The sequence below is a fragment of the Aquirufa sp. 5-AUSEE-100C1 genome, assembly GCF_054558655.1.
Window position 1 is genome coordinate 243,229 of the sequence record NZ_JBPXKO010000004.1, and the last position, 24,683, is coordinate 267,911.

Annotated in this window: 24 protein-coding genes; 7 read left to right on the forward strand and 17 right to left on the reverse strand. The window is 42.2% G+C overall.

Annotation, left to right across the window (positions count from 1 at the left end; all coding sequences use genetic code 11):
* Positions 1–69: 69 nt before the first annotated feature.
* Entirely contained in the window at positions 70–795 is a 726-nt protein-coding gene (locus ACMH5P_RS10845; RefSeq protein WP_459494389.1) for a nitroreductase family protein, read from the forward strand.
* Here the strand turns inward: ACMH5P_RS10845 and priA are convergent.
* The 12 genes from priA to sucD all read right to left on the reverse strand — a co-directional run bounded on the left by priA (position 792) and on the right by sucD (position 15,089).
* A complete protein-coding gene (gene priA, locus ACMH5P_RS10850) occupies positions 792–3,293 on the reverse strand; it encodes a replication restart helicase PriA (protein WP_459494390.1) in 2,502 nt (833 codons plus the stop codon). The genes ACMH5P_RS10845 and priA overlap by 4 nt on opposite strands.
* A gap of 45 nt (positions 3,294–3,338) precedes the next feature.
* Positions 3,339–3,950 (reverse strand): gliding motility lipoprotein GldD, encoded by a 612-nt coding sequence (gene gldD, locus ACMH5P_RS10855; RefSeq protein ID WP_459494391.1) that lies wholly within the window; start codon positions 3,948–3,950, stop codon positions 3,339–3,341.
* 6 nt (positions 3,951–3,956) lie between these two features.
* Positions 3,957–4,727 carry a lysophospholipid acyltransferase family protein gene (locus ACMH5P_RS10860; protein WP_459494392.1) on the reverse strand — a complete coding sequence of 257 codons (771 nt, stop codon included), beginning with the start codon at positions 4,725–4,727 and terminating at the stop codon, positions 3,957–3,959.
* Between the two features lie 16 nt (positions 4,728–4,743).
* The gene (pyk, locus tag ACMH5P_RS10865; RefSeq protein ID WP_459494393.1) at positions 4,744–6,213 is read right to left on the reverse strand and encodes a pyruvate kinase; all 1,470 of its coding nucleotides are present in this window, start codon (positions 6,211–6,213) and stop codon (positions 4,744–4,746) included.
* A gap of 210 nt (positions 6,214–6,423) precedes the next feature.
* Entirely contained in the window at positions 6,424–7,329 is a 906-nt protein-coding gene (porN, locus tag ACMH5P_RS10870; protein WP_459494394.1) for a type IX secretion system ring subunit PorN/GldN, read from the reverse strand.
* A gap of 10 nt (positions 7,330–7,339) precedes the next feature.
* Positions 7,340–8,929: a type IX secretion system motor protein PorM/GldM gene (gene porM / locus ACMH5P_RS10875; RefSeq protein WP_459494395.1), complete on the reverse strand. Its 1,590-nt coding sequence runs from the start codon at positions 8,927–8,929 to the stop codon at positions 7,340–7,342.
* Between the two features lie 28 nt (positions 8,930–8,957).
* Positions 8,958–9,719, reverse strand: coding sequence for a type IX secretion system motor protein PorL/GldL (porL, locus tag ACMH5P_RS10880; RefSeq protein WP_459494396.1), 762 nt, complete (start codon positions 9,717–9,719; stop codon positions 8,958–8,960).
* Between the two features lie 30 nt (positions 9,720–9,749).
* Entirely contained in the window at positions 9,750–10,883 is a 1,134-nt protein-coding gene (porK, locus tag ACMH5P_RS10885; protein WP_459494397.1) for a T9SS ring complex lipoprotein PorK/GldK, read from the reverse strand.
* 166 nt (positions 10,884–11,049) lie between these two features.
* Positions 11,050–12,030 (reverse strand): PorP/SprF family type IX secretion system membrane protein, encoded by a 981-nt coding sequence (locus ACMH5P_RS10890; RefSeq protein ID WP_459494398.1) that lies wholly within the window; start codon positions 12,028–12,030, stop codon positions 11,050–11,052.
* Between the two features lie 95 nt (positions 12,031–12,125).
* Complete coding sequence (locus ACMH5P_RS10895; protein ID WP_459494399.1) at positions 12,126–12,920, reverse strand: uroporphyrinogen-III synthase; 795 nt, start codon at positions 12,918–12,920, stop codon at positions 12,126–12,128.
* A gap of 91 nt (positions 12,921–13,011) precedes the next feature.
* Positions 13,012–14,202 (reverse strand): hypothetical protein, encoded by a 1,191-nt coding sequence (locus ACMH5P_RS10900; protein ID WP_459494400.1) that lies wholly within the window; start codon positions 14,200–14,202, stop codon positions 13,012–13,014.
* An 8-nt stretch (positions 14,203–14,210) separates the two neighbouring features.
* The gene (gene sucD / locus ACMH5P_RS10905; protein WP_459494401.1) at positions 14,211–15,089 is read right to left on the reverse strand and encodes a succinate--CoA ligase subunit alpha; all 879 of its coding nucleotides are present in this window, start codon (positions 15,087–15,089) and stop codon (positions 14,211–14,213) included.
* A gap of 141 nt (positions 15,090–15,230) precedes the next feature.
* Here sucD and recN point away from each other — a divergent pair, with 141 nt between their 5' ends.
* Genes recN through ACMH5P_RS10925 form a run of 4 tightly spaced genes read left to right on the forward strand, consistent with a single transcriptional unit; the run spans position 15,231 to position 18,291 of the window.
* The gene (gene recN / locus ACMH5P_RS10910) at positions 15,231–16,898 is read left to right on the forward strand and encodes a DNA repair protein RecN (protein ID WP_459494402.1); all 1,668 of its coding nucleotides are present in this window, start codon (positions 15,231–15,233) and stop codon (positions 16,896–16,898) included.
* Complete coding sequence (locus ACMH5P_RS10915) at positions 16,888–17,283, forward strand: hypothetical protein (RefSeq protein WP_459494403.1); 396 nt, start codon at positions 16,888–16,890, stop codon at positions 17,281–17,283. The genes recN and ACMH5P_RS10915 overlap by 11 nt, the downstream gene beginning before the upstream one ends.
* Positions 17,255–17,887, forward strand: a complete 633-nt coding sequence (locus ACMH5P_RS10920) for an SCO family protein (protein ID WP_459494404.1) — start codon at positions 17,255–17,257, stop codon at positions 17,885–17,887. The genes ACMH5P_RS10915 and ACMH5P_RS10920 overlap by 29 nt, the downstream gene beginning before the upstream one ends.
* Positions 17,884–18,291, forward strand: a complete 408-nt coding sequence (locus ACMH5P_RS10925) for a c-type cytochrome (protein WP_459494405.1) — start codon at positions 17,884–17,886, stop codon at positions 18,289–18,291. The genes ACMH5P_RS10920 and ACMH5P_RS10925 overlap by 4 nt, the downstream gene beginning before the upstream one ends.
* On the opposite strand, the gene lptC is transcribed toward ACMH5P_RS10925, so the two are convergent.
* Positions 18,288–18,833 (reverse strand): LPS export ABC transporter periplasmic protein LptC, encoded by a 546-nt coding sequence (gene lptC, locus ACMH5P_RS10930; RefSeq protein WP_459494406.1) that lies wholly within the window; start codon positions 18,831–18,833, stop codon positions 18,288–18,290. The genes ACMH5P_RS10925 and lptC overlap by 4 nt on opposite strands.
* A gap of 4 nt (positions 18,834–18,837) precedes the next feature.
* The gene (locus ACMH5P_RS10935) at positions 18,838–20,211 is read right to left on the reverse strand and encodes a hypothetical protein (protein ID WP_459494407.1); all 1,374 of its coding nucleotides are present in this window, start codon (positions 20,209–20,211) and stop codon (positions 18,838–18,840) included.
* Between the two features lie 50 nt (positions 20,212–20,261).
* Between ACMH5P_RS10935 and ACMH5P_RS10940 the strand changes: the two genes are divergently transcribed.
* Together ACMH5P_RS10940 and ACMH5P_RS10945 are read left to right on the forward strand one after the other, a co-directional pair.
* On the forward strand, positions 20,262–21,335 hold the full coding sequence (locus ACMH5P_RS10940; protein WP_459494408.1) for a mechanosensitive ion channel family protein: 1,074 nt from the start codon (positions 20,262–20,264) through the stop codon (positions 21,333–21,335).
* Complete coding sequence (locus tag ACMH5P_RS10945) at positions 21,332–22,795, forward strand: hypothetical protein (protein WP_459494409.1); 1,464 nt, start codon at positions 21,332–21,334, stop codon at positions 22,793–22,795. Before ACMH5P_RS10940 ends, ACMH5P_RS10945 begins: the two co-directional genes overlap by 4 nt.
* Positions 22,796–22,800: 5 nt before the next feature.
* Here ACMH5P_RS10945 and ACMH5P_RS10950 read toward each other — a convergent pair whose 3' ends face one another.
* The 3 genes from ACMH5P_RS10950 to ACMH5P_RS10960 form a co-directional block, all read right to left on the reverse strand.
* Positions 22,801–23,940, reverse strand: coding sequence for a 2-isopropylmalate synthase (locus ACMH5P_RS10950; RefSeq protein WP_459494410.1), 1,140 nt, complete (start codon positions 23,938–23,940; stop codon positions 22,801–22,803).
* A 220-nt stretch (positions 23,941–24,160) separates the two neighbouring features.
* On the reverse strand, positions 24,161–24,526 hold the full coding sequence (locus ACMH5P_RS10955) for an SxtJ family membrane protein (protein ID WP_459494411.1): 366 nt from the start codon (positions 24,524–24,526) through the stop codon (positions 24,161–24,163).
* A gap of 3 nt (positions 24,527–24,529) precedes the next feature.
* Positions 24,530–24,679, reverse strand: a complete 150-nt coding sequence (locus ACMH5P_RS10960; RefSeq protein WP_459494412.1) for a DUF5989 family protein — start codon at positions 24,677–24,679, stop codon at positions 24,530–24,532.
* Positions 24,680–24,683: the final 4 nt, after the last annotated feature.

Genomic DNA, 24,683 nt, shown 5'->3' on the forward strand with positions numbered 1-24,683 from the left:
GCTTCGGTCCTGACTTTTTTTATGCCTAGTCATTTTTAAATACCTATATTTGAAAAAAAAATACATCGCATGCTTTCAGAAAACTTTGAACAAATCATTCAAAAAAGAAGATCTAATCGTCGCTTTGATGAGAATACTCCCGTAGAAGATGGAGTCGTTGAACGAAGTCTTAAACGTGCGATTTTATCTCCCAATAGTAGCAATATGCAATTGTGGGAGTTTCATTGGATTCAAAACCCTGAAAAAAGAGCTGAATTTCATACACTCTGCTTAGGACAATCCGCCGCTAAAAATCCCCCCCACTTGGTCGTTTTTGTTACACGTCAAGACCTTTGGAAACAACGTGCTCAATGGAACCTCGATCGAATCAAAGAGGGGTTAAACGGGAAAGAACCCGGAAAATTAGAAAAACGTGGTTTACAATATTACGGCCAGTTGATGCCGCTATTGTACCGACAAGATATCTTTGGCATATTCACCCTTATTCGCAAAGGAATGTGTTTCTTTATGGGACTACGCAAACCCTTTATGCGATTTGGTGGTATGGCAGACCAACGTGTGATGGTTCACAAATCCTGTGCACTAGCCGCTCAAACGTTTATGCTATCGATTGCCGCTGAAGGATTCGATTCATGCCCCATGGAAGGCTTTGATGCAGTCCGTGTCAAGAAGGCGCTAAATCTCCCATCCGGTGCAGAAATTAATATGATCATTGCGGTAGGTAAAGGGACCGAAGAAGGAGTTTGGGGCCAACGATTCCGCGTGCCTTATGAAGACGTGGTCGTTAAATACTAAAGACAATCCACATCAGGTATTATCTGTACGCCTTTGAAAACAGGCTTACTGGGTAATTCGTCTAATAACAAGCGTAAATCTACTTTAAACTGAGCGAGCGATACTCCTTTCTCAAGTTTAATCAGAATTTCCATGACAAATTGATTTCGGATGCGCTCAATCAAAGGGCGCTCCGGACCCAATATACGTCCATGGCCATACTTGGATTTTAAAATAGTTCCCAGTTCCATAGCTGCCTTCTCCACTTGCTGGGATTCCATGTGACGAAGCGTCAATTTAATCAAGCGAACAAAGGGAGGATAATGATATCCTTCCCGCTCAACAATCTCATCGGCATACAAGGCTGCATAATCGGCTTCTTGAATAAACTGAAAGAGACGATGCGACGGTTGGTTCGTCTGAATATAAACCTGGCCTTGTTCATCTCGCCGACCGGCTCTTCCGGCTACCTGGGTGATCAACTGGAAAGCCCGCTCATGCGCACGAAAATCCGGAAAATTAATGATACGATCAGCATCAAAAATGGCTACCGTCGATAAACCTTCGAAGTCCAAGCCTTTGGCCACCATTTGAGTTCCTACTAAAATATCGATGTTACCAGATTGTATCTCCGCTAGTAAGCTATTGAAGGCCGTTTTGGAACGTGTGGTATCCAAATCCATCCGACCAATACGCGCATCAGGAATGAGCAATTGTAATTCCTCCTCAAGCTTTTCGGTCCCATAGCCCATCGTTTTCAAGTTGGTCCCCCCACATGCCCCACAACGTCGCAATAAAGCCTCCCGATAACCACAATAATGGCAACGCAGCTCCTGATCCTTCGCATGATAAGTTAGACTCACATCACATTGATTGCATTCCGCAATCCAATCACAATCCTGGCATTGAATATAAGGCGAATAGCCCCGACGGTTTTGAAACAATAAACTTTGCTTACCTTTTTGGAAATTCTCGTCCAACATGCTGATGAGATCGACCGAAAAACCACCTTTCATTTGTTTCATCTTGGTGGCATACTTCGTATCAATCAAATGCAATTGAGGCAGTTGGGCCTTACCGAAGCGCTCCATCAAACTCACTAAACCATACTTACCCTGTTTAGCTTGGTAATAGGATTCGATGGATGGTGTTGCTGAACCCAATAAGACCTTTGCTTTTTGTTGGCCCGCTAACACCATCGCCACATCTCTCGCATGATACCTCGGCGCCGGATCGACCTGTTTAAAGGACGATTCATGCTCCTCATCCACAATGATTAAGCCAAGGCGAGAAAAGGGCAGAAAAACCGAAGAACGTACCCCTACGACAAAAGGATACTTCCCTTCCACGATGGATTTCCAAACCTCCACCCGCTCGTTATCTGAAAACTTCGAATGATAGATTCCCACCTGCTCCCCAAAGATCTTCTTCAAGCGGGCTACAATCTGGGTCGTTAACGCAATTTCCGGCAATAAATACAATACCTGATCCCCATTAGCCAAAGCCTCTTGAATCAAACGGATGTAAATTTCCGTTTTCCCGCTGCCCGTAATTCCATGCAATAGAACGGTATCCTTCTCTTGAAACTGCTCTAAAATGGATTGATAGGCCTTTTCCTGTGCTTGATTTAGATCAAAGGAAGCAGGTATAAAATCGTCGGCATCTGAACCAAACCGAGACACGATCGTCTCGAAGGACTCGAAAACCCCATTTTTAATAAGCGTCTGTAATGCACTGTCAGAGAGTCCAGCCTGCGTAAAACTTGATTTCTCTAATCCGCGCGCATTCGAACCGGCATCCCGCATGACAGGGATAAACTGTAAATAATGGAGCAAGATGCTGATTTGTTTGGTTTTGGATTCCAATTGACCAATCAAATGAGTCAATGCTTCTTTAGTCGTATGGTCCGAAACTAAACGTATCCGGCGCTGAACTTTCGGGGTATATCGATCCTTTAATTCATCAAAAATCAAAATGGAACCCTTCCCTACCATGGACTTGATATGGTGATACGGGCTTTTCACCTCCGCAACGCGCGCAACCTCATCATAGGTTAATGCGCCTTTTTCTTCAATCGCTTGAAAGATTATGCTTTCCTTTTCCGACAATTCATCGAATGCCTGAAATTCGGGATGAATCTGCACCTTGGACTGACTCGAAATTTTCAATCCAGCCGGCAAGGCGACTTGAAAGACCTCCCCAGGATAACACATGTAATAATTAGCCACCCACTGAAATAAGGCTATCTGAGAGGCCGTTACTAAAGGGCTTTCATCGAGAATTTCGAGGATATATTTGGCTTGGTATTGCTTTGGGGGTTGGTGATGTACGCTTACAATCACCGCGGTGAGAACCTTGGTTGAGCCAAAAGGCACCACAATCCGTAAACCAGATTCAACAAGCGTCGCCCATTGACGCGGAACGCGGTAGGTAAAATAACGGGGTATGGGCAAAGGCAATAAGGCATCAACAAACACGGTTGATTCCTCAGATTCAAAAAGTACGGTTGATTGCCCCATAGATGCTACAAATAAACGGAAAGTTCAGGACTGGAACAAGTAAGCCTATTTCCAAGAAAGGGTTTCGATTAAATGTAAAGCATCCCCTTTGATGAAATGGATAATCGGAGCTAAGGAATCGTTTTTAGTGGCCGTTTTGACATAAACAGCCCCACGGAGGAAGTGCTTACTGCTATCTGTTGTAAAAAACTGCAAGGAGGTAGCCACTTCTCCATTTAATTCAATCAAGCCTGCCTTACGGCCATTTGTGGTGGTCATGACATAATCATGAATTCCGGCAGCCTTAGATTGATGCTTATAGGCTAGTGCAAACGCATCATTGATGAGCGCTTTTAATTTCTTTTTATCGCCACCCAAGGATTTATAGGTAATCTGAATAAATGCATCCCAGCGCGGATAATAGATGTAAATCCAATGCGGTTCTGCTTTATAGACTTCTTTCTTATTACCAATTGTGACGGTATCGGGAATCACTTTGGCATACGCTGAAATCTCAAATTGATACGGATGACCCGCTTCCAATGCGGTATATTTGACGGGTGGTAATTCGATGCGATTATAGCCTTTTGGACGAGGCAAATCAGTAGGTTGCTCCGTAGTGCTACTACATGCCGAAAGGCATAAGGTAATCCAACAAAATAGAGCAAATCCGCGCATAAGAGCTTATTGTGGCATATCGACACCGTGATAGTCCAAGATGGGTTGTTGGATGGTTTGGTAAACCTTCTCCCGCAAAACTGGTAAATCCTCTTGAGTCAAACCATTCGTATCCACAGGGGCATGAATCCGAACGCGAATTACCCCCGGTTTTAAGATAAAATGATCATCATCCAACAGTTGGAAATTATTCAAAAACGAAACCGGCAAGATCGGAACCTGCTGCTGAATTGCCATGGCAAATGCGCCATCTTTTAAAGGCGCCGACATGATTGGGAAATTCTTCGAGACAATCCCCCCTTCCGGAAATATGATGATACTACGATTAGCCTGAAGGGCGCGAATGGATTTCGCAAGGGTTGCTGACCGACTTTGGCGATCGCTCCGGTCGACTAAAATATTCAGACGGGCATATAGATACCCGAATAAAGGGACCTTTTTAATGGAACTTTTACCCACGAAAGAGAAATAATTGGGCAAAATCTTTACGAAGGCGGGTATGTCCAAATATGAAAAGTGATTTGCACAAAAGACATAGACCTGCTTCGGATCTAATTTTTGCTCAGAAATAACCTCAAAACGAAGAAATCCGAACGCAAAAAAGAGACGAGACCACACGCGAACTAATCGGTGCGCGTAGCGTTTGGTGTCCTTATGTTGGAGGAAAATTACCATGAAAGGATACAAGGCAAGAAACCATCCAATAAACCAAAAACCGGTCCATACAGAGTATAGACCGATTAGCGGATTGGTTAAATAAGGATTTTTTTTCTTCATGGGTAAACCCTGAAATTTATTCTACGATACCCAATTGAACCGTATTGGTTTTCTTGGTCGTATGTGCAGGGATAGATAGTGTTGTAACAAATACATCACCAACCTCCAGTAAGTCTTTTGATTTTAGTAAATCAACCATTCCTTGAACGGTTTTCTCAGCACTTTCGGAAGCGGCATCGTAATAAAATACCTTCACACCCCAAAGAAGTCCCATCGTAGACATCAATTGCTTATTGTTGGTAAATACATACAAATCAGCTTTTGGACGGTGCGCTGATAATTTAAACGCTGTTTGACCCGAGTTCGTGATGCAAAGAATCGCTTTGGCTTTCGAGTCACGTGCCAAACGGCATGCGCCAGAAATCAAACGATCCGTTAAAGTCACATTCGGTGTATTGGCTAACGCGTGATTCTTGAAATAAATAGCTGCCTCATCCCCTTTGATAATTTCAATCGCATTTTGTTGTTGCTCCACCACCTCATGGATGTGAGCCATCGTCTCAACTGCTTTAATCGGATACGCACCCGATGCAGACTCTCCAGACAACATCGTTGCGGACGCACCTTGTAATACCGCATTTGCAACGTCAGATGTTTCAGCACGGGTAGGTACTGGATTCGTAATCATTGACTCAAGCATCTGCGTCGCCACGATAACGGGTTTCCCAGCTGCTGTACACTTCTCAACCATCACTTTCTGCAAGTAAGGTACTACCGCTCCATCCATCTCTACACCTAGGTCACCACGAGCCACCATGATGGCATCCGTCGCCTCAATGATCTCATCTAAATTATCTATCGCCTCTGGCTTTTCAATTTTTGCAATCACCTTGGCTGTCTTACCATAGGCCTTGATTTTATCTTTGATGTCCCAGATATCCGATGCCTTGCGTACGAACGAAAGAGCAATCCAATCAACACCATGATCTAATCCAAAATACAAATCTGATGTATCTTTCTCAGTTAAGCAAGGTAATGAAACCTTCGTTCCTGGAAGGTTAATTCCCTTCTTCGACTTCAAGATTCCACCATAAACAACTTCTGTAATTACTTCTTTCTTAACCTTGTCGACAGCAAGAACCTTCACTTCAAGGTTACCATCATCCATTAAGATGCGTTCACCTACGTTCACATCGAGATACATCGAAGTATATGTGGTTCCTACTTTCTCAGAGGTCCCCAACAAATTCTCGTCCATCGCAAAGATTAATTGCTTCCCTGCCTCCAAAGGAACACCGTTGTTTTCAACCAATTGTGTTCGGATTTTCGGACCTTGCAAATCCTGCAAAACAGTTAAATTCAACCCTAATTCCTCACTGATGGAACGAATGGTTTGTAAGCGTGCTAAATGATCCTCATGGGTTCCATGGGAAAAATTCAAACGAAATATATTTACTCCTGCTTGTGCTAATTGAATTAATGCTTCTCTCGATTCTGAAGCTGGGCCTACTGTGGCAACAATTTTTGTTTTGCGTTGATACGACATAGATTAGTTTAGTCAAATTACTTTGCAATTTACATTTAAGTCGGCAAAAAATGGAATTAATTCAAGATAATAAACCCACATTTTTGTAAAAAATTAAGATTTGAGGAGCTCTTCATACCTACTATCTAACTTTTTATCCGATTTGTCCTATGTAGTCTGAGGACATAAAAAAAGGAGCTTCGAAAAGCTCCCTTTTAACGATAAACAAGATTAATTTTCCCACAAATCGTGTTCCATTTCCAATAATTTATATTCTAGAAGTTGGGACATCATCAAGCCCTCTTTTTCTCCACCATATAAATCAGTTAACAACTTATCTTCAACATTTCCTTTTTTGATGATACGAGCTTGGAATAAGCGTAAATCAAAAGCGTCTGCCATGTTCTTGTGCTGCATCTCGTTTTCTGAATTATACCAAATACAGTTCGGATTTGAGCGGAACAATTTGTATAAATCTTTGAAACGGAACGTAGCAACTTCCTTGTCAAATCCGGCCTTTGTCTTCGAGGCTGGGATAACAATTTTGATCGACTGAATATCAAAATATAAACGAGAACGCCGACGGTCAATCACGGCATCTTCGCGTATCTCTAGAATCGACAAGTCTTTCGCAAAATAGAATGCATCTTCTACGGGAGCTGCTTTTTGCTCAAAATCATCCTTAGCCGGAGCTCCTGCAGGTTTAGCACCTGAACCACCCCAACCGTCATCTGTGCCGGCTTTCGGAGCAGCCGAACCTTCAGCACCAAAGCCTGCAGCTTTTTCAGCATCTGATAAAGCAGCTTGATTTGATTGCTCCTCCATCTTTAAATTCTCCTCGAATTGAGCGTAAGTCAGTTTTGTCGTCAGTGAATCGTTTTTATACGGGGTTAAAACACCCGCTTTCACCCAGTCCAAAATGAATTTCGTGATCTCGTTGTTTTTGGAGAAAAATGGCTGATTAATCTTTTCATTCAAATCCATTCGACGCCACAAACGAGCCTTGTAATGAATACTTGATTCATCGATGGGACGCACCGAATTTTGATTAGGAGGCAAGGGTTTTTCCTGCGCATGAATGGATACACTCACAACCGAAAGAATACCTACCAACAAACTCTTATTTACTAATTTCATACAATTCATATTAATTCAAAGGAATGTTTTTAGCCATAGTAAATGGAATATTCTCAACAGATCCTTTAAAATTTTTGCGTTGAACTCCTTTAATTTCAATGTAATAGCGATCACCTGTCTGTGCTTGTGCCGCTAACTTTGAAATAGACCCCGACCCAGGCAAGGTGATGTCATCAATCTTACGTTGTCCACGAGCTAAAGCCACATATAATTCCGAAACACGGAAGTTAGCATCTTCTGGATTGGTCGACTTGAATGATTCATCAGCCAAAGCACGCGCATCAATGGAACGTAAGCCAGAGGCACTCGCACCCCGTTTCTCATCTAATTCAGCCCCATTTCCAAAGATTCGAACCTCGGGTCTTGGAACACGACGAACGCGGAATGTTTCTTTTCCTAAAAGCGTACCGCCATTGGTAATATTCAACGTAACATTTGAGGCAGTTGGCACAATCGTAACCTTACCACGATTTTGCCCCCCAATCGCCTCACCACCATCCGCAGAGAATGAAGGATTCCACAAGGCTCCAAGTCCGGGACTCGCCACACTTAAACGATTGGCACAACCCAAATAAAGCGCTGGCAAAGTAGCCGTCTCAATATTGTAGGTTGGCTTCAATACAAAATATTCCTTTTGAATAGTCTCCGTCTTAGGACCCGCTGGGCTCATGTAAGAAACAGATGCCGTGTAGGTCTTTTTAGATAAACCATTCGCATCAAATCCACCACCGGAAGTTTTGAATTTAATTTGACCACGGCCATCTACGACCGGAATCGAAGAACCATTAAAGCTCATACGTGGCGTAAATCCGCTCGATGTAGCCGCAATAAATACTTCTGCTTGGTATTCCATACCTGCTACGACAGTATTTGCATTCGCAGATACTTGGGCGAAAACCTTATCAAACTTAATTTCCTTTGCTCCAACCTTAGCCGCTAACTGAGCTAATACATCGCTTTCATAACGACGAACTTCTGCTTGCTTTTGCGAAATCGTAGCCATCGCCGCAGGCACAGGGGTTTGTGCAAAATTTAACTCCGCAAAATCCTTGTTTGCTTGATTGCCATCGCGACTCGCGATCGGATCCGATTTAGCATCATTGGCTAAAGAAGGAAACTTGGTACCCGGATCAGCTAATTTTTCCAAATCAGCCACATATTTCTCAAACATGGTTTGAAGTTTGTAGGCCTCGCCCGACTTATCCGCGCCCACCATAATGGTATACACCTTCTCTTCTTCTTTCGGATTTTTAATATTTCCTGTTTCTGGATCAATACCTCCTCCTGCTTCAATCATTTTCGATTTTAACGCATCTAAATGATTCACTAAAGCATCCGCCAATCGACGAACTTCATTGGCACGTTTAATGACGTCAGCATAAGCATCTGGATTAGGAAGATCTTTGATGCGCTCTTCGATACCTTGAACCATGCCTTTATTTTTGGATGCTGCCGATTGATTCGCAATTTCCAAACTAGAATTCAAAATGGTAAACTTCTGTAATAATGCATCCGACACCTGCAATGCAAGCAAAGCAGTCAGTACTAAATACATCATCCCGATCATTTTCTGCCGGGGTGTCTCTTTTAAACTAGCCATATTATCTAAGCTGTAATAAAATCAATAATTATCCTTTCATAGCAGTCAACATGCTGCCATACACTTGATTTAATGCCTGAATGTTGGCATTCAACTTAGCTAATTCTGCCTTGAACTGCTCCGCATCTTTCGATGTAGCGGCAATTTGCTCGACAGTTGCATTCACATTACCATAATAGCCATTGATCGCTTTCAAATGCTTACTTGATTCCTGAATTTCAGTTTCGTAAACAGCATTCAATGCCGCTAATTGATCCCCTGCCTTCGCATATTGTTGCGCATATTTAGCAGCCTCTGTAGAAGAAATTGAGATATTACCCAAAGAAGCCGTAGCATCGGAAACCGTCTTGTTCAATGAGCCCAACGATTGAGACGAGGCATTCAATGAATTCACAAATTCATTAGCAGCACCTGTTGCTTTCGTAATCTCTTGTAAACTATTGGCCGTTTCTGTTAATCCTTTCAAACTTTTTGTCAAGTTCTCAATCACATCCGCACCCAATCCTGGTTGATTAGCCAAATTAGCCAACCCATTTCCAGCAGCACGCGGTGAGGCAGGCTCTCCACCCACTAATTCAGGATAAACTTTCTCCCATTCGTAATCTTTCTCGGGCTTCGCTTTCATGTACAGCACACCAAACAAAATGAAGATAGCTGCTTCTGTAAACATACCGACCATCAGCATCTCATTGGCACCTTCCCAGTGCACAATTTTAAATAATGCTCCAATAATTACGACAGCAGCACCAAAACTCGCTACCACATTGATTGATTTTTCTAATCCGCTCATTTGAATATATTTGAATCTTTGATTGTTGAACTATTTCTTTAATGCAGGACGTCCCAAATATCGCATCATCGAACGAAACCCGATGTAAGAACGCTTCTTATTTTGCAACTCATATGCACGAGTACCCGTTTCAAGGTAGTATGCAATATCCTTCCATGAACCCCCACGAACCACCTTACGCGGCTCATCCGCATCAATATTAACCGTATTTAAATCCCAGGTAACCGCCGACGCATTCTCCGCAAAGGCATCTACGCACCACTCAGCTACGTTACCCGACATATTGTATAAACCAAAATCATTGGGATCAAATGCATTCGCTGGAGCTGTATATGCGTAACCATCTGCATCGTAATTTCCACGATGAGGCTTAAAGTTAGCCATCAAACAACCTTTAGCATTCGCTACATAAGGATTACCCCAAGGGTATTTCGCAGCTGCCCGTCCACCACGTGCCGCCCACTCCCACTCAGATTCCGATGGCAATTCAAAACGTGGCAAAATGTACTGACCCTGCTTTCTGCGATATTCATTCAACATCTTTGAACGCCATAAACAGAAATAGCGCGCGGCGTCCCAACTAACACCCACGACCGGATATTGATCAAATGCTGGACTCGAAAAATAATACTCTAACATCGGATCACCATTGTGGTAAGTAAAATCACTTTTCCAAACGGTCGTATCCGGATAATATTCCGTCATAATCTTATCCTCACCTAAGACAGAAACAGAGTCTCTCAACAAAGAATTGGTGAACTGACGATACTCATGATTCGTAATTTCTGTATCATCCATGTAAAAAGCAGCCACCGTTACACGCTTATTAAAGCTTATGCCCGAACGTGATGCATCTTCATCTGCCTGCCCCATCATATAGCTACCCGCAGGAACTAACACCATTCCATACGGCGTAGGCTGACTCCATCCCTTACGAGCGCTCGCCACAATTTCTCCGTTTTCAATCTCAGGCGCATTTTTAGCCGATTTACCAAACTTAAGACCTCCTTTTTTCGAAGATGACGAAGCCCCCTTTGAGCTACTCAAGGTCTTCTTAGAACTGCCTGCTCCTCCCTTTGAACCTCCACATCCATAAAGTACTGCAGATAAAACAAAGGCCGACAAAACAAATGCCAATGGCTTTCCAATAAATTTAAAATTCATAAAGACGAATTATTATACCTTTTTAAAAACGATATCAATCTTAAAAAATTGTGCACAAAATAAATATGTACACAGTATTAAATCAAATTCCTCAAAATTAACGGAATTTCTAATAATTCATTCACAAATTCCCATTTTTTTGCGCGAATTTCCTATTCAGTTCATGCTATTTAAATCGAGGTGTCTTCACCGGCACATAGCGTGACGAAGTCTGAAAACTCGGCAATATAAATTTGAACATAATCTCATGTGACAAATTGGACTTGACCGCAGCATTAATGACCGACAAATCCATCGCATAGGCTACATCCAATCGACTATTCAATAGTGACATCCCAAGCATTAAACTTGTTGCATCGTCCCAACGGTAGCCACCTCCCAGCCAAAACTTTTGCTGGTAAATCAACTTCGCCCCCACTTGTGGCAACAATCTAGCTTGATAATAAGTAAGTTGGGCAAATGGACTCAGCTCAAAACGATCCGACAGCCCTACAATACCTTTCGTATGTAAATTCGCAGCTAATTCATTTGTTAATTTTACACGACTTGTCCCAAAGTCGTAATTGGGTTGATTTATATGCCCAACACCCAAACCGAGCTCCCACAAATCTGTCGTATACATTGCACCTGCATTAAAATCAGGCAGAGACTGCGAAACTTGCTTACCCGATAATTCAATCGCCAATGGGTCATTGGGATCTCGCACTCGAAACACGCGCCCATCAAATGATTTGTTCTGCATACCAAATCCCGCCCCCAAAGAAATAACGGCACCGGAGGCCAACGTTTTGTGATAACCTAGCTGAAGTCGTACAACTTGCTGCCCCACCCCGGAAGGCGTTTTGTCATTCATCAGCACCAAGCCCATTCCTAACCCTTGAAAATTCAAAGGAATGGATAAACCAACAATCGTCGTCCCCAAATTTCCACTCCCATCTTGTGACGTTTCGTAGGCTGTCCATTGGTTACGGTAATGTGTTTGAACGTAGGCATCGCGACCTGCCCCGGCAGCAGCTGGATTAAAAAAAAGTGGATTTAGATGATATAAACTTAATGCCGGCGTTTGTTGTGCATGCAAGCTTAGACTGAATAGGAACAGTAGCAAGTACGTTAAACTATTTCCAAAGGCGTATTTCAATCCTTGCATCTTTCGTGGTCTGCCAAAATATGGGCTAAAATAAACAAAATAACGATAGCTAAATCCTGCCTTAATAAAAAAAGCTCCATTAAGGAGCTTTCTATTTATTTTGCGTTGGCTTGTTTAATGTAATGCTCTAATGCACCCGTCATGGAAGGTGCATTCGGCATGGGTGCCTGAATATCCAAAATTAATCCCGCATCATGTACTGCCTGGGCTGTCGTAGGACCAAAAGCCGCTAATCGCGTATTATTCTGCTTAAATTCTGGAAAGTTTTCAAACAAAGAGGTAATACCTGATGGGCTAAAAAAGGCAATCACATCATAAAATACATTTTCTAGATCCGACAAGTCAGCTGAAACCGTCTCATACATGACCGCTTCCGTCAACTGAAAATCATTCGTCCCCATATAATCCGGCAAGTCTTTTTGGCGCTTATTGGAGCATGGAAACAAAAACTTTTCTGTTTTATGTTTCTTGATAACCTCCAATAAATCCAAGGCTGTTTTTGTCCCCGTAAAAATCTTACGTTTACGAATAACGATGTATTTATGCAAATAATTAGCTGTCTGCTCGGTAATACAGAAGTATTTCATATCCGCAGGAACCTCAATCTTCGCTTCTTTGCAGATACGGAAGAAATGATCAATGGCGTTACGACTTGTAAATATGATCGCTGTATGCTCTAGAATATTGATTTTTTGCTTTCTGAAATCCTTAAATGAAATCCCCTTCACATCAATAAAGGAACGAAAATCAACCTTTACATTGTATTTACGCTCAATCTCAGAGTAAGGGACTTTAGCCGCCTCCGTAGGAAAAACTTGGGTAACAAGGATACTTTTAACTTTTTTCAACCGACTTGGATCTGGTTGAATAACATTAGCAACTCCACTCATAATTATTGATTCAATTTAATCAGCCTCAGTTTGCCTAAAACTGAAAATGCCTGCAAATATACGACAAAAAATATCAAAAAATTATCCGACCCTACATGTATTCCGGAAAAATCAATTCTCGCAATCCAAAAACCATGACCTGACCCTCCATTAAGATTAGGTAGGCCAACAAAGACAATTGATTAACCTGATATGTCCGCCGAAATACCTGAAAGAAATAGATCGCCCGAACAAAGAAGTAACCCGTAATCAGGTAGGAAATATAATTCAAATTAACCGCGTACATAGGGCCCATGTAAACGGAGAATAAACTTAGCAAACTAAACAAGACGATAAAAAATTGAAGGTTTGCCTGAATGGACTTAAAGTAATGCGCATCCGCAATATGAGGCAAACGAAACAAATTGGTAAATAATTTGTAAACGAAATACCTACTGACAAATAAGCCAAAACCTAGCAGCGTCTTGGAGAGCACGAAACCGATCGCCGGTACGAAACGTTGTAGATTTTCCTGCGATTCAAAAAACGAATCTTGCGATTGATTCAGCAAACCATTGTAAAAGGAAAAGCATGCCGTAATAAGACTCAATAAAAGGATGACTAATAGATTGGGGAAAGCAAAGGCATTTTTCAATAATACCTCTTCTTTAATTTCCCAGTGTATCCAATCCGTGAAGCGAAAATAGGCTGCAAAATAACGTGGGAAAGCAGCATATAAAACACCTAAAAAGAACAAAATCAACAAAAAGGAAGACCCAAAAAACTGATTAAATAGATAGGCATTTCGTTGGCGCAAATTCAACATATCTGAAAAAGCCGTATTATTCTCTTCAACCTTACGTTCAATGCTAACTCCCTGAGGGATACCTGCCATGTTAGCCCGGTAAAAACTAAAGTACAAAGGTCCATTAATTGGATATCGTGCTTGTAAACTATCCATCGACCACGAATAGACTTCCTCCTTTTTTAAATGACTATGAAATGCCCCTTGAACAAACAAGACATATTCCTCATCCATCGCCAAACGCAAATAGGTATTGGGATACTCCGCCAATGGAATCGCCAAAAACTTGGACTTGTAATTGTAATGTTTAGAGGAAATGTAGGGCAAAAAAGCCTTCATGTTGGCCTGATACACCAACCAAGACTTATCCAATGGTTGCACCTCTTGCCACTGCGTGGCCGCAATGTCTGATGTGATTAATAAAAAAAAGAATAAAAAAAATCTGCTAACCTTCCCGTTAAGGAACTGATTAGCAGATTTTTGTATAAAAGGAATCATCCTTGCTATTATTTTCCAGCTAACGCTTTAATCATCGTTTCACCGATATCTGCCGGAGAGTAAACGACATGAATACCACACTCTTGCATGATCTTCATTTTAGCTTCAGCCGTATCATCCGCGCCTCCAATAATGGCACCCGCATGTCCCATACGGCGTCCTTTCGGTGCCGTTTGACCTGCGATAAATCCTACCACTGGCTTACGATTTCCATCAGCCTTGATCCAACGAGCTGCTTCCGCTTCCATGCCTCCACCAATCTCACCAATCATCACAATACCTTCTGTTTCCGGATCATTCATTAACAACTCAACCGCTTCTTTCGTCGTTGTTCCAATAATTGGATCTCCTCCAATACCGATCGCCGTCGTTTGACCTAATCCTGCTTTGGTTAATTGGTCTACTGCCTCATACGTTAAAGTACCCGATTTAGATACGATACCCACACGACCCTTTTGGAAGATAAAGCCAGGCATGATACCTACCTTACACTCATCCGCGGTCATGACACCTGGACAGTTTGGCCCAATTAAACGGCAGTCATAATTTTGAATATATTCCTTTGCAACAATCATGTCCTTCGTCGGAATACCTTCTGTGATACAAATAATCACTTTGATACCTGCGTCCGCAGCTTCCATGATCGCATCCGCAGCAAATGCTGGCGGAACAAAAATAATCGATGTATCCGCACCTGTCTTCGCAACAGCGTCTGCCACTGTATTAAAAATAGGGCGGTCTAAGTGAGTTCCTCCTCCTTTTCCTGGGGTCACCCCTCCTACCACTTGGGTACCATAAGCAATCATCTGCTCTGCGTGAAAGGTACCTTCAGTTCCTGTAAAACCTTGTACTATAATTTTCGAATTCTTGTTAACTAAAACACTCATTTCGTAGGGGTTAAATAAACGTAGGCGTAAAATTTTTCCAAAGGTACAAATTATTGATAAAATTCATCAAAAACCTTTAATCGGATGAAATAAAAATTCGAACAGAAATTTTTATGTAAATTCGAATTCCAATTCACACGCATGCTCAAACAATTACACATACAGAATTATGCCCTCATTGACTCCGTCAATTTGAGCCTTTCTGATGGCTTGAGCGTCATTACCGGTGAAACAGGAGCCGGGAAATCCATCCTATTGGGAGCCATCGCTTTATTGATGGGCGCTAGAGCCGATAGTAAATCCCTCTATGACCCCAATAAAAAATGCATCATCGAGGGAACCTTCTCCCTAACCAATTACCCACACATCTCGCGCTTATTCGAAGAGGAGGGCTTGGATTTCGAAGAACCTTGTTTAATCCGCCGGGAAATCAATGCCCAGGGGAAATCACGTAGCTTCGTAAATGACAGCCCTGTGAATCTGGATTCCCTTCGAAAGATCGGACAAGAATTGATTGATATTCATTCCCAACAGGATACATGGTGGATGTCACATCCCGAATTTAGCTTGGAATTTGTCGACAGTTTCGCCCAAAACCAAGAGCTAAAAAATAGCTACCAGCACGCTTTTCAGGATTACTTAAATGCGCAAGAGCGTGTCAATACCGTTAGAAAGCAAGCGGCGGAAGGCCAACAAGGTCTTGACTTCAAGCAGTTCCAATTCCAAGAACTTGAAGCCGCTCAATTACGAGAAGACGAATACGAAGGACTTGAGATCGCCGTAGAAAAAGGAGAAAACGCCGAACAAATTCACGAGAAACTTGCATCCCTCGCCAACCTGCTAAGCGTAGATGAATTTTCGAGCATCCAACAAATGCGTTTGGCGCTCCAACAAGCCCAAGCCCTAAGTAAATGGGATCCAACCTATGAGGCATGGAAAACCCGACTCGAAAGCATATGGATTGAATTAAAAGATTTGGCAAGTGAAGTTGAAGGCGAAGCAGAAGATTTTCAAACAGATTCAGCTAGCTTACTGATCCAACAACAGCGATTGGATGTATTGAATCGCCTTCTACAAAAATACCAAGTAAAAGAGATTGCGACGCTCATCGAAATACGCAATGATTTAGATGATCAGATTGCTCAATACACCAATCTGGACCAAGCCTTAAGCGATGCCCTTGCCACTCTAGGTGAATCAGAAAAGCTAGCCTCGAAGGCAGCAAAATCCCTGAGTGAAAACAGAAAACAGGTCCTAGATTCCATCCTAAAGCAATTGACGGAGTCCCTCTCGGCTTTGGGAATCCCCAATGCCAGCTTGGCTTGGGAAATTGAGGAGCGTGAAATGCGGATTTCAGGAATTGATAAAATTCAATTGTTATTTTCCGCAAATAAAGGTTTGAGTCCCAAGCCCTTTAAGCAGGTTGCCTCCGGTGGTGAATTAAGCCGACTCATGCTTTCGATCAAGCATCTCTTAGCCCAAAAGCGTGCTTTGCCCACATTGATTCTTGATGAAATCGATACCGGCGTATCCGGAGAGATCGCCATCAAGATTGGCCAGATGTTGACCCAAATGAGTCAAGGCCACCAGCTCATTGCCATTACCCACCTTCCTCAAATCGCAGCGGCCGGAATTTCCCATTGGTATGTCTACAAAGACCACGCGGGGGAAAAAACCGTTTCTAGTTTACGCAAACTCGAAGGGGAAGAACGTGTGGATGAAATTGCCAAGATGATTGGGGGCCAACAAGGTTACCTCGACTTAAAAGATAATGTTCGAAAATTAATCCAATCCAACCATGCTAAATAAAATCTTGATTTGTTGTTTATTGATAACGGGTCTTTGGAGCTGTTCACAAGCCGAAGAAAAAATGAGTGAGGAATTACAAACCAAGGTATTGGGATTACATGACGAACTCATGCCAAAAACGGAGGAATTAATTTCCTTACAAAAACAATTAGACAGTTTGTCGAAGGGGAAAGACACCGTCCACGTGAATAAACTGAAGCGCGCACTTGCTAAATCCGATGAAGCCATGATGGACTGGATGCATCACTTTTCCGTAGATAGTCTATCCAAAATGGACATCAAATCTAAAATTGAATACCTAGGTAAGCAGTACAAGGATTTACAAGATTTACAAAAACTAACCGACTCCAGTCTTCATGCAGCCAAAGCTTACCTTCCTCAGTAGTATCTTATTTCTTGGACTGATTATCGTCGCTTGTCAAGAGAAAAAAGCCTTGCCCTATCTAGGTCCCAAAGAGACAAAAATTGTCAAGGGTAAGGTGGATACGGTTTACCACCAGATACCCGCTTTTCGCTTTTTGAATCAAGATTCTGTTTGGGTAAGCGAAAAAGATCTGGAGGGGAAAGTCTATGTGGCCGACTTTTTCTTTACCTCTTGCCCGACCATCTGTCCTAAGATGAAAACGCAATTATTGCGAATTTATGAACGCTACCTAAACAATGAGGAGGTTCGCATCGTTTCACATAGCATCGATCCGACATTCGATACCCCTTCCGTTTTACATAGCTATGCTGAGCGCCTGCAAGTCAAGGCTCCCAAATGGACGATGCTGACAGGAGATAAGGCAAAAATTTACCAATTAGGCGAAAAATCCTACATGGTAACCGCACAGGAAGATAAAAACGAGGCGGGCGGCTTTGTTCATAGCGGCGCCTTTATTTTGGTAGACAAACAACGGCATGTTCGGGGAATCTATGATGGAACCAAAGAAGAGGAAGTCAATCACTTGATCGAAGATCTTGAGATTTTATTAAACGAAAAACCATGAAATATACCCTGATACTTAGCTTATTGATTTTGCTGGCTTCTTGCCAAAGCAAAGAGGAAATTTTATACCAACAATATGTGGTAGAAGGCAGGGTTTTATATGAACAAAATTGCGCAAATTGTCACCAAAGCAACGGAAGTGGATTACGGGATTTATACCCCGCTTTAGCAAATACAGACCTTTGGAAAAGGGTAACGCAACAACAGCTTGTTTGCATCATCGAACAAGGACAGCGAGGGGAAATCAAGGTAAACGGGAAAGCTTACGCAGGGTACATGCCAGCCAATCCTAAATTAGAGGCAATTGACATCGCTGAGCTAGTTACTTTCATGCAGGACAGCTGGGGAAACAAGAAAATTTATTCGTTTGATGAAGCCAAAGCTGCCCTGAAAAACTGCCGTTAGTTGGTCGGCAATTCATCCACCGTCAGCACGGAATTACTCACGCGTCGTAATGAATAGGATGAGAAATCCTGAGCGGCATCAAAGCCCACCCCATGAACAATATCAGTCCTGGTTTTGATGGATACAGGTTTATCCGTAAAGATTCGCTTTTCATCCGGCAACCAAGTGAATTCATCCGTCTTCATTAATTCGCCCTTCAGAACGTTGTTGATCACCACATGCCCCATTAACTTATATGAATTAGTCGTTCGGAAAAAATGGGCGGAATCGCCACGAATTTCTGAGCTGACATTACCCAGTTTATCATAAAACCAGAGCTTCATCTCTTTGGGATAAATTCGATCTTCCGTGGGTGAGGTGATTTGCTTTTCTGTAATCATGTGTACGACCGTTCGACCCGAGTCGGAATAGACCATATCAATACCTTCTAATTCAGATTTCGGCCCGCGATAGACACGCTTATCTTTGGCCTGTTCACCTTGACAAGACCAAATGAGTAGAGAACTCACTACCGTCAGTAAGAATCTCACAGAATAAGGCATGAAGTTAGTCGATTTTAAGTTTACGGAACCAAACATCCCCTAAGGTAAGTCCGATCACAACTCGGTGGTATTGTTCTTCGAGTAAGTTATCCGCCAAGGTGCCCCGCTTACCGATTTGGTAGGAGACATTTACATAATTCAAGAAATTACGTAAAGGCAAAGCCATTCCTAACGAAAGACTCTGATCCTTGGCATAAATACCATTTCCCGCAAAATCATAAGGCGTCGTCGTTTGAGATACACCGATACGATACGTCACGCGTTTGAAATAATTTGAAATTGATTCAAAATCAGGTGTATATTCCGCCCCGATGGAAATTTGTTGGCTCACCGGCAATACTGTACTTCTGCCTAAATTATTATCCACTTTCGACCAATCGGTGCGCACATAATCTACCCCGACCATCCAATGTGCCAAACGCTCCACACTAATTCCCATTCGAGTCGACACGGGAAGTTGTTGGGTAATCGCAATAGCCGATTTAAGGGTATCCGAATTAATAATATTAAGTCCACCTAAATCATAAGTAACAAATCTTTTTACTCCCGTGGCATTGAGTTTTGCACTCAGATCCATGGTAGCGCCTACATTCAGTACGACATCATTTTTTAGGGTCTTGCGGTAAGCGGCACCTGCTTTAAAGGTGAAATCGCTGTAATTCGTTTGATTCTCCAATTGAATCTTATAGAACTGACCGTCGGAGAGGTTTTGGGTACCTACATTCCGATTAACTGCACCAAACAAGAAACCCGTTTCTAAGCCCAAATAAAAATCTTTACCGATTCGGACACCATTCGAAATCGTTAACTTACTTACGCCACCTTGGCCCTTGTAAGTGTATAATAAACTATCGACACCCAATACATTCAAACGACGATAAGAACGTGTCTCATAATTCACTGTCGAATAGGGTCTAACACCAAATGACATGGTCCAGCGCGTTGGAATCACGGGAACCGTTAAATTAAATGACTGGTAATTACCCCCAAAACTTTGTTGGCGCTGACGATAATCCTGCATATTCTTCAGCTCGGTATTTACCCCAACTTCAAACATGGTGTAGTGATTACGAGCAAGAAGCGCGGGATTTATCTGATTTGAGTAGATACCGTTCGAGTTCGAAACCCCAATTCCACCCATCATGGTGTTTGAAGGGGATTCAGGAGAATACAACTCCCCCATTCCGATGTAGGATAAAGGAGAATTAACAATCGTTTGTGCGTGCAAATTGGATAAAAATACGAGCGAAAAAACGAGGGATAGCCCTAGAAACGTAAAAACCTTTTTATTCAAATGAGTCAATTGATTGTAAATCATGCGATTAAAATTCCTCCCTTTTATATCTTTCAAGTCTGCAAAGGTCGTAATTTTTTTCATAATCGAGTAAGATATTAGCTATATTTGAAATCATATTTTGAGAATCCCGTATGGAGCGCTTAAGCAATTGGTACTTTTTGGAAAACTCGGCAATCGATTTCGTCTTATTCGGTTTCATACTTATTCTGGGGCTTCTTCTTCGGCGTTTATTCTCAAATACCTTTTCAAGACTTGTCCTTCGCTTCTTCCCAAAGGAATATATCACCTTGCAAGATTGCATCGTACTCATGCGAAATCCATTCGAATGGTTAACATTCTGGATTTTCTTGTACTTCGCTGCTCAGAATATTCACATCCCAGCGGCTTGGAACTGGGTATCCATTGAGAAGTTTGGCATTCGTTTTCTACTTTCCAAAGTATTTGAGACCATCCTGATCCTTAATGTTAGTTGGCTCATTATCCGCCTCGTCAAAGTAGGCATCTTCGTCGCGCAAGAAAAATGGAAGGGAGTTGACCAAAAATCCAAACAACAATTCATTCCTTTTCTGAACGACCTCTCCTTAGTGTTTATTATTGCCGGGGCGGGATTTGTTATTCTTGGCCGAATTTTCGAAGTGGATGTGGTTGCCCTAATCACCGGTTTAGGTATTGGGGGTTTGGCTTTAGCATTAGCGGCCCGCGAAACCTTGGAAAACTTATTTGCCTCGTTTACGATTTTCTTGGATCTACCCTTTGTCGTAGGTGACAATATTCAAGTTGGCGCGATCAGTGGCGACATCGAAAAAATTGGTTTTCGGAGCACACGTTTGCGAGGAGCGGATGGAAATGTGATTGTGATTCCGAACCGACTGCTTACTTCACAATCCCTTGAAAACATGAGTGAACGCGAATTTCGCCGAGCGAAATTCAACCTAACTTGTGCCTTAAACACGTCGCCCGAACAAATTAAGCAAGCGATCGAACGTATTACTGCCCGAATTAATCAGGAGAAGCTTTGCCGTAAAAAAGAGGCCAAAGTTGTTTTTGAAGGTTTTGGCCCCTATTCCTTGGATATTTCAGTCATGTTTTTTGTGGAGACTAAAGACCTAAGCATGTTCCAAACAACCAAACAAGAAATCAATATGGGGATTTTGGAAATCCTACACGACCAAAAAATCACCCTAGCGAGCAGCGTCAGCGCATGAAAAAATTAAGCCCATGGATTATCCTACTTGCTTGCAGCGGTTTCATAATTCTCCATTTTTATAATCTTTCGCATTACCTCATCAACTTCCCGACTTGGGGAGATGATGTTTTATTTTTGGCTTATTTCACCGATTTACCGCAGCTTCACGGACCTGATTTATGGAATCGAACCGTTGAATTTCACAGCTTCATTCATCGCTTTCCCGTGGCCAGAATATTGACGGCTTTTTACGCTCAATATAGCGACCTATTTAATTTTAAAGAATTAACAATACTGGCAAATTTGTGTTTGATTTCGGTCATTTACCCAATCTTTCAATTCCTAAAAAGAAATCGAGTAAACTACGGACACCTCGTAGCTTTGGTCGGCCTATTATTTGCGGCTAACGGCAATCTGGACAATTTCGCGTTGATTGGCGTGCTCCAACATACCACAGCGATTGTCTTTTTAATCTGGTTAGCCTACTGGATTAGCCATGAGAAAACACGTCAATGGGGAATCTGGCTTTCATTAGCCTACCCCCTTTTCAGCACGGAAGGTTTAGCCTTTTTCCCACTCGTATTTCTACTTTTACTTTATCTAAAAGACTCCAAATGGTGGCTATATGGATTATTGGCAGGCCTGGTTATCTATTTATATTTCTTGGGCTATGAAGCCCCAAGCACCATTTCAAGCTCAGGAAATTCATTAACCAAAATTTTATTAGCTGCTAAAGGGGCGATCTTATTTGCAGGAGGAGCAATCAAAAAGAATATGCTCGTGGCTAGCATCATGGGCATTCTATTTAGTGCGAATGTCCTCTGGGTTGCTTGGTGTTATCACCAAACTCAAAAGCCCGCCTTACTCTTTTCTGCCTTGATTTTCGTCCAATTGATGGCAGTAGGCGCCATGGTCGCGCTTGGCCGAGTAGGCGAATCTGGAGACCTCCTTGTGTTATTCTCGGAACGTTTTTCCACCTACGGAACGGTTTACCTAGTCATTAGCTATTTCACCCTTATTCAAGCTGACCTTTATCCGATCAAATGGAATCGTTCTTGGTTACTGTTACCGGCGATGCTGTGGATTGGGCTATCACATTATTACGCCGAAGCTAAGTTGGAGAACTTACATAATCGACTTATCGCAGATGCAAGCAATGCCTATCATTTTGACCTAAATACAAATTACCGCTTCGAAAAAAGGGAACAATTCTTATTTAAATCTGCCGGAACCTATCAATTTCCCACGGGATTGATGAATACCCAGCTCAAAGAAACCCCAAATATTCAATTAAAGCCGATGTCCGCCTACGAAAAAGGGATTCGGGAGTACTACACAGATCAAAAAGGGATTCTATTGGTCTTTCAGGCGAAGAAGCCTTCCTATTTTCTGGCGATTAACACGCTAAGCCATAGCGTCAAAATAAAAGAAGACGTCCCCTATGATGAGCGAACGTCTTCTTTTGCTTTGATTCGATGATTGAATTAGCCCACTAATTCCTTCAAATCCTCGTCGTGTATCATTTTACGTGCATCAGCCATCAGCAAGAAGCGCGTGTAAATCTTATCTAATTCCGGTTTCTCAAAATCAAAACCCAAGAGGCTCAAGCGGTGACGTAAAGCCGCCCGACCTGAACGAGAAGTCAATACAATCGCTGAAGAAGGAACTCCTACATCTTCAGGATTCATAATCTCATAATTCTGCGCATGCTTCAAGAAACCATCTTGGTGAATTCCCGAGGAATGGGCGAAGGCATTCGCCCCAACAACCGCTTTATTGGCTTGAACAGGCATGCCCATTAAATTAGAGACCAAACAGCTCGTTGGATACAAGTATTTTGGATTAATCCCTGTCGTAAATCCTAAATCCTTGTGTACGTTTAAAATCATAGCAATCTCTTCCAAGGAAGTATTTCCGGCACGCTCACCAATACCATTGATGGTAACCTCTACCTGACGAGCCCCTGCTTGAATACCTGCGATGGTATTCGCAGTTGCCAAGCCCAAATCATTGTGGTTGTGCATCGAAATCGTTGCTTGATGAATGTTATCCACATGCTCGTATAAATAGCTGATGCGATCATACATCTGATTCGGTAATAAATAGCCTGTTGTATCTGGCAAGTTAACAACCGTTGCACCCGCCTTAATGACTTCAGAAGTTAATTTGGCTAAGAAGGGTAAATCGGCCCGACCGGCATCTTCGGCAAAAAACTCGACGTCCTCTACAAATGATTTGGCATATTTGACAGCCCAAACACCTCGCTCGATAATCTCCTCACGCGTCGAATTAAACTTATGCTTAATGTGCACATCGGATGCCCCGATTCCCGTATGAATTCGAGGACGGCGCGCCGGCTTTAAGGCCTCGACCGCTGCATCGATATCCTCCTTCTTTGCACGTGTTAATGCACAAACCGTTGGCTCACTCACCGCCTCCGCGATAGCCTTTACCGAAGCAAAATCACCTGGAGATGAGATAGGAAAACCCGCTTCGATGATATCGACACCTAACTTTTCGAGCTCCTTGGCTACTTCAACTTTCTCCTCTCGGTTCAATTGACAACCCGGAACTTGCTCACCATCCCGTAATGTCGTATCAAAAATTTGTATGCGGTTACTCATAAGTTTTATTGGCTAAATCGAACGCAAAACTAAATTAATTCCCATTAGCAAACAACAAAATGAGGCTGTCGAAAAATATAAATTTAGACTAATAATCGAAAAAATAACACAAAAAAAGACCCATTTGGAAAATGAGTCTTTTAAAATACGAATAAATAGATTAATAATCTAAACTATCGAAATTAATAGAAATTGAGTTTTCTGAAAAAAATGAAAATATTTACCAAATATTCGACAAATCCTTCGCTTGATAGGTATGATTTCGCGTTTCATAGATCGAATCATTCGCTTGACGCTTTAATTTCAGATTATCTGCCTTTTGAATTAAGCGCATCAAAAGCGCAATAGGTGTCAGAAAAAGAAAGAAAATAATGGTCAATAAAATATACCCATTGACCCGCCCCAGTATCTCTGCTACTTTCAACCAGACCTTAGCTATTAATTGTGCGAAAGCATCTGAAAGTAAGGCCAACAGACCTAACCCGAAGGCAATCTGAGCCAATAATTCCAACCGAAAAAACAGACTGAAGGCGACGAGGCCAACGACAATCGCTAGAATGGTTTGAGCTGTATTTTGCGTCTTCATCAATTAAAATAAAGTATAGATAAAGGGAGCCAAAGCAGAACCACCTGCTACCACAATTAACAAACCAATTAGTAAAAGAACGATGATCACGGGGGTCAACCACCATTTTTTTCGTTCCATCATGAAATTCCACAAATCACTTAAAAAGTCCATATTG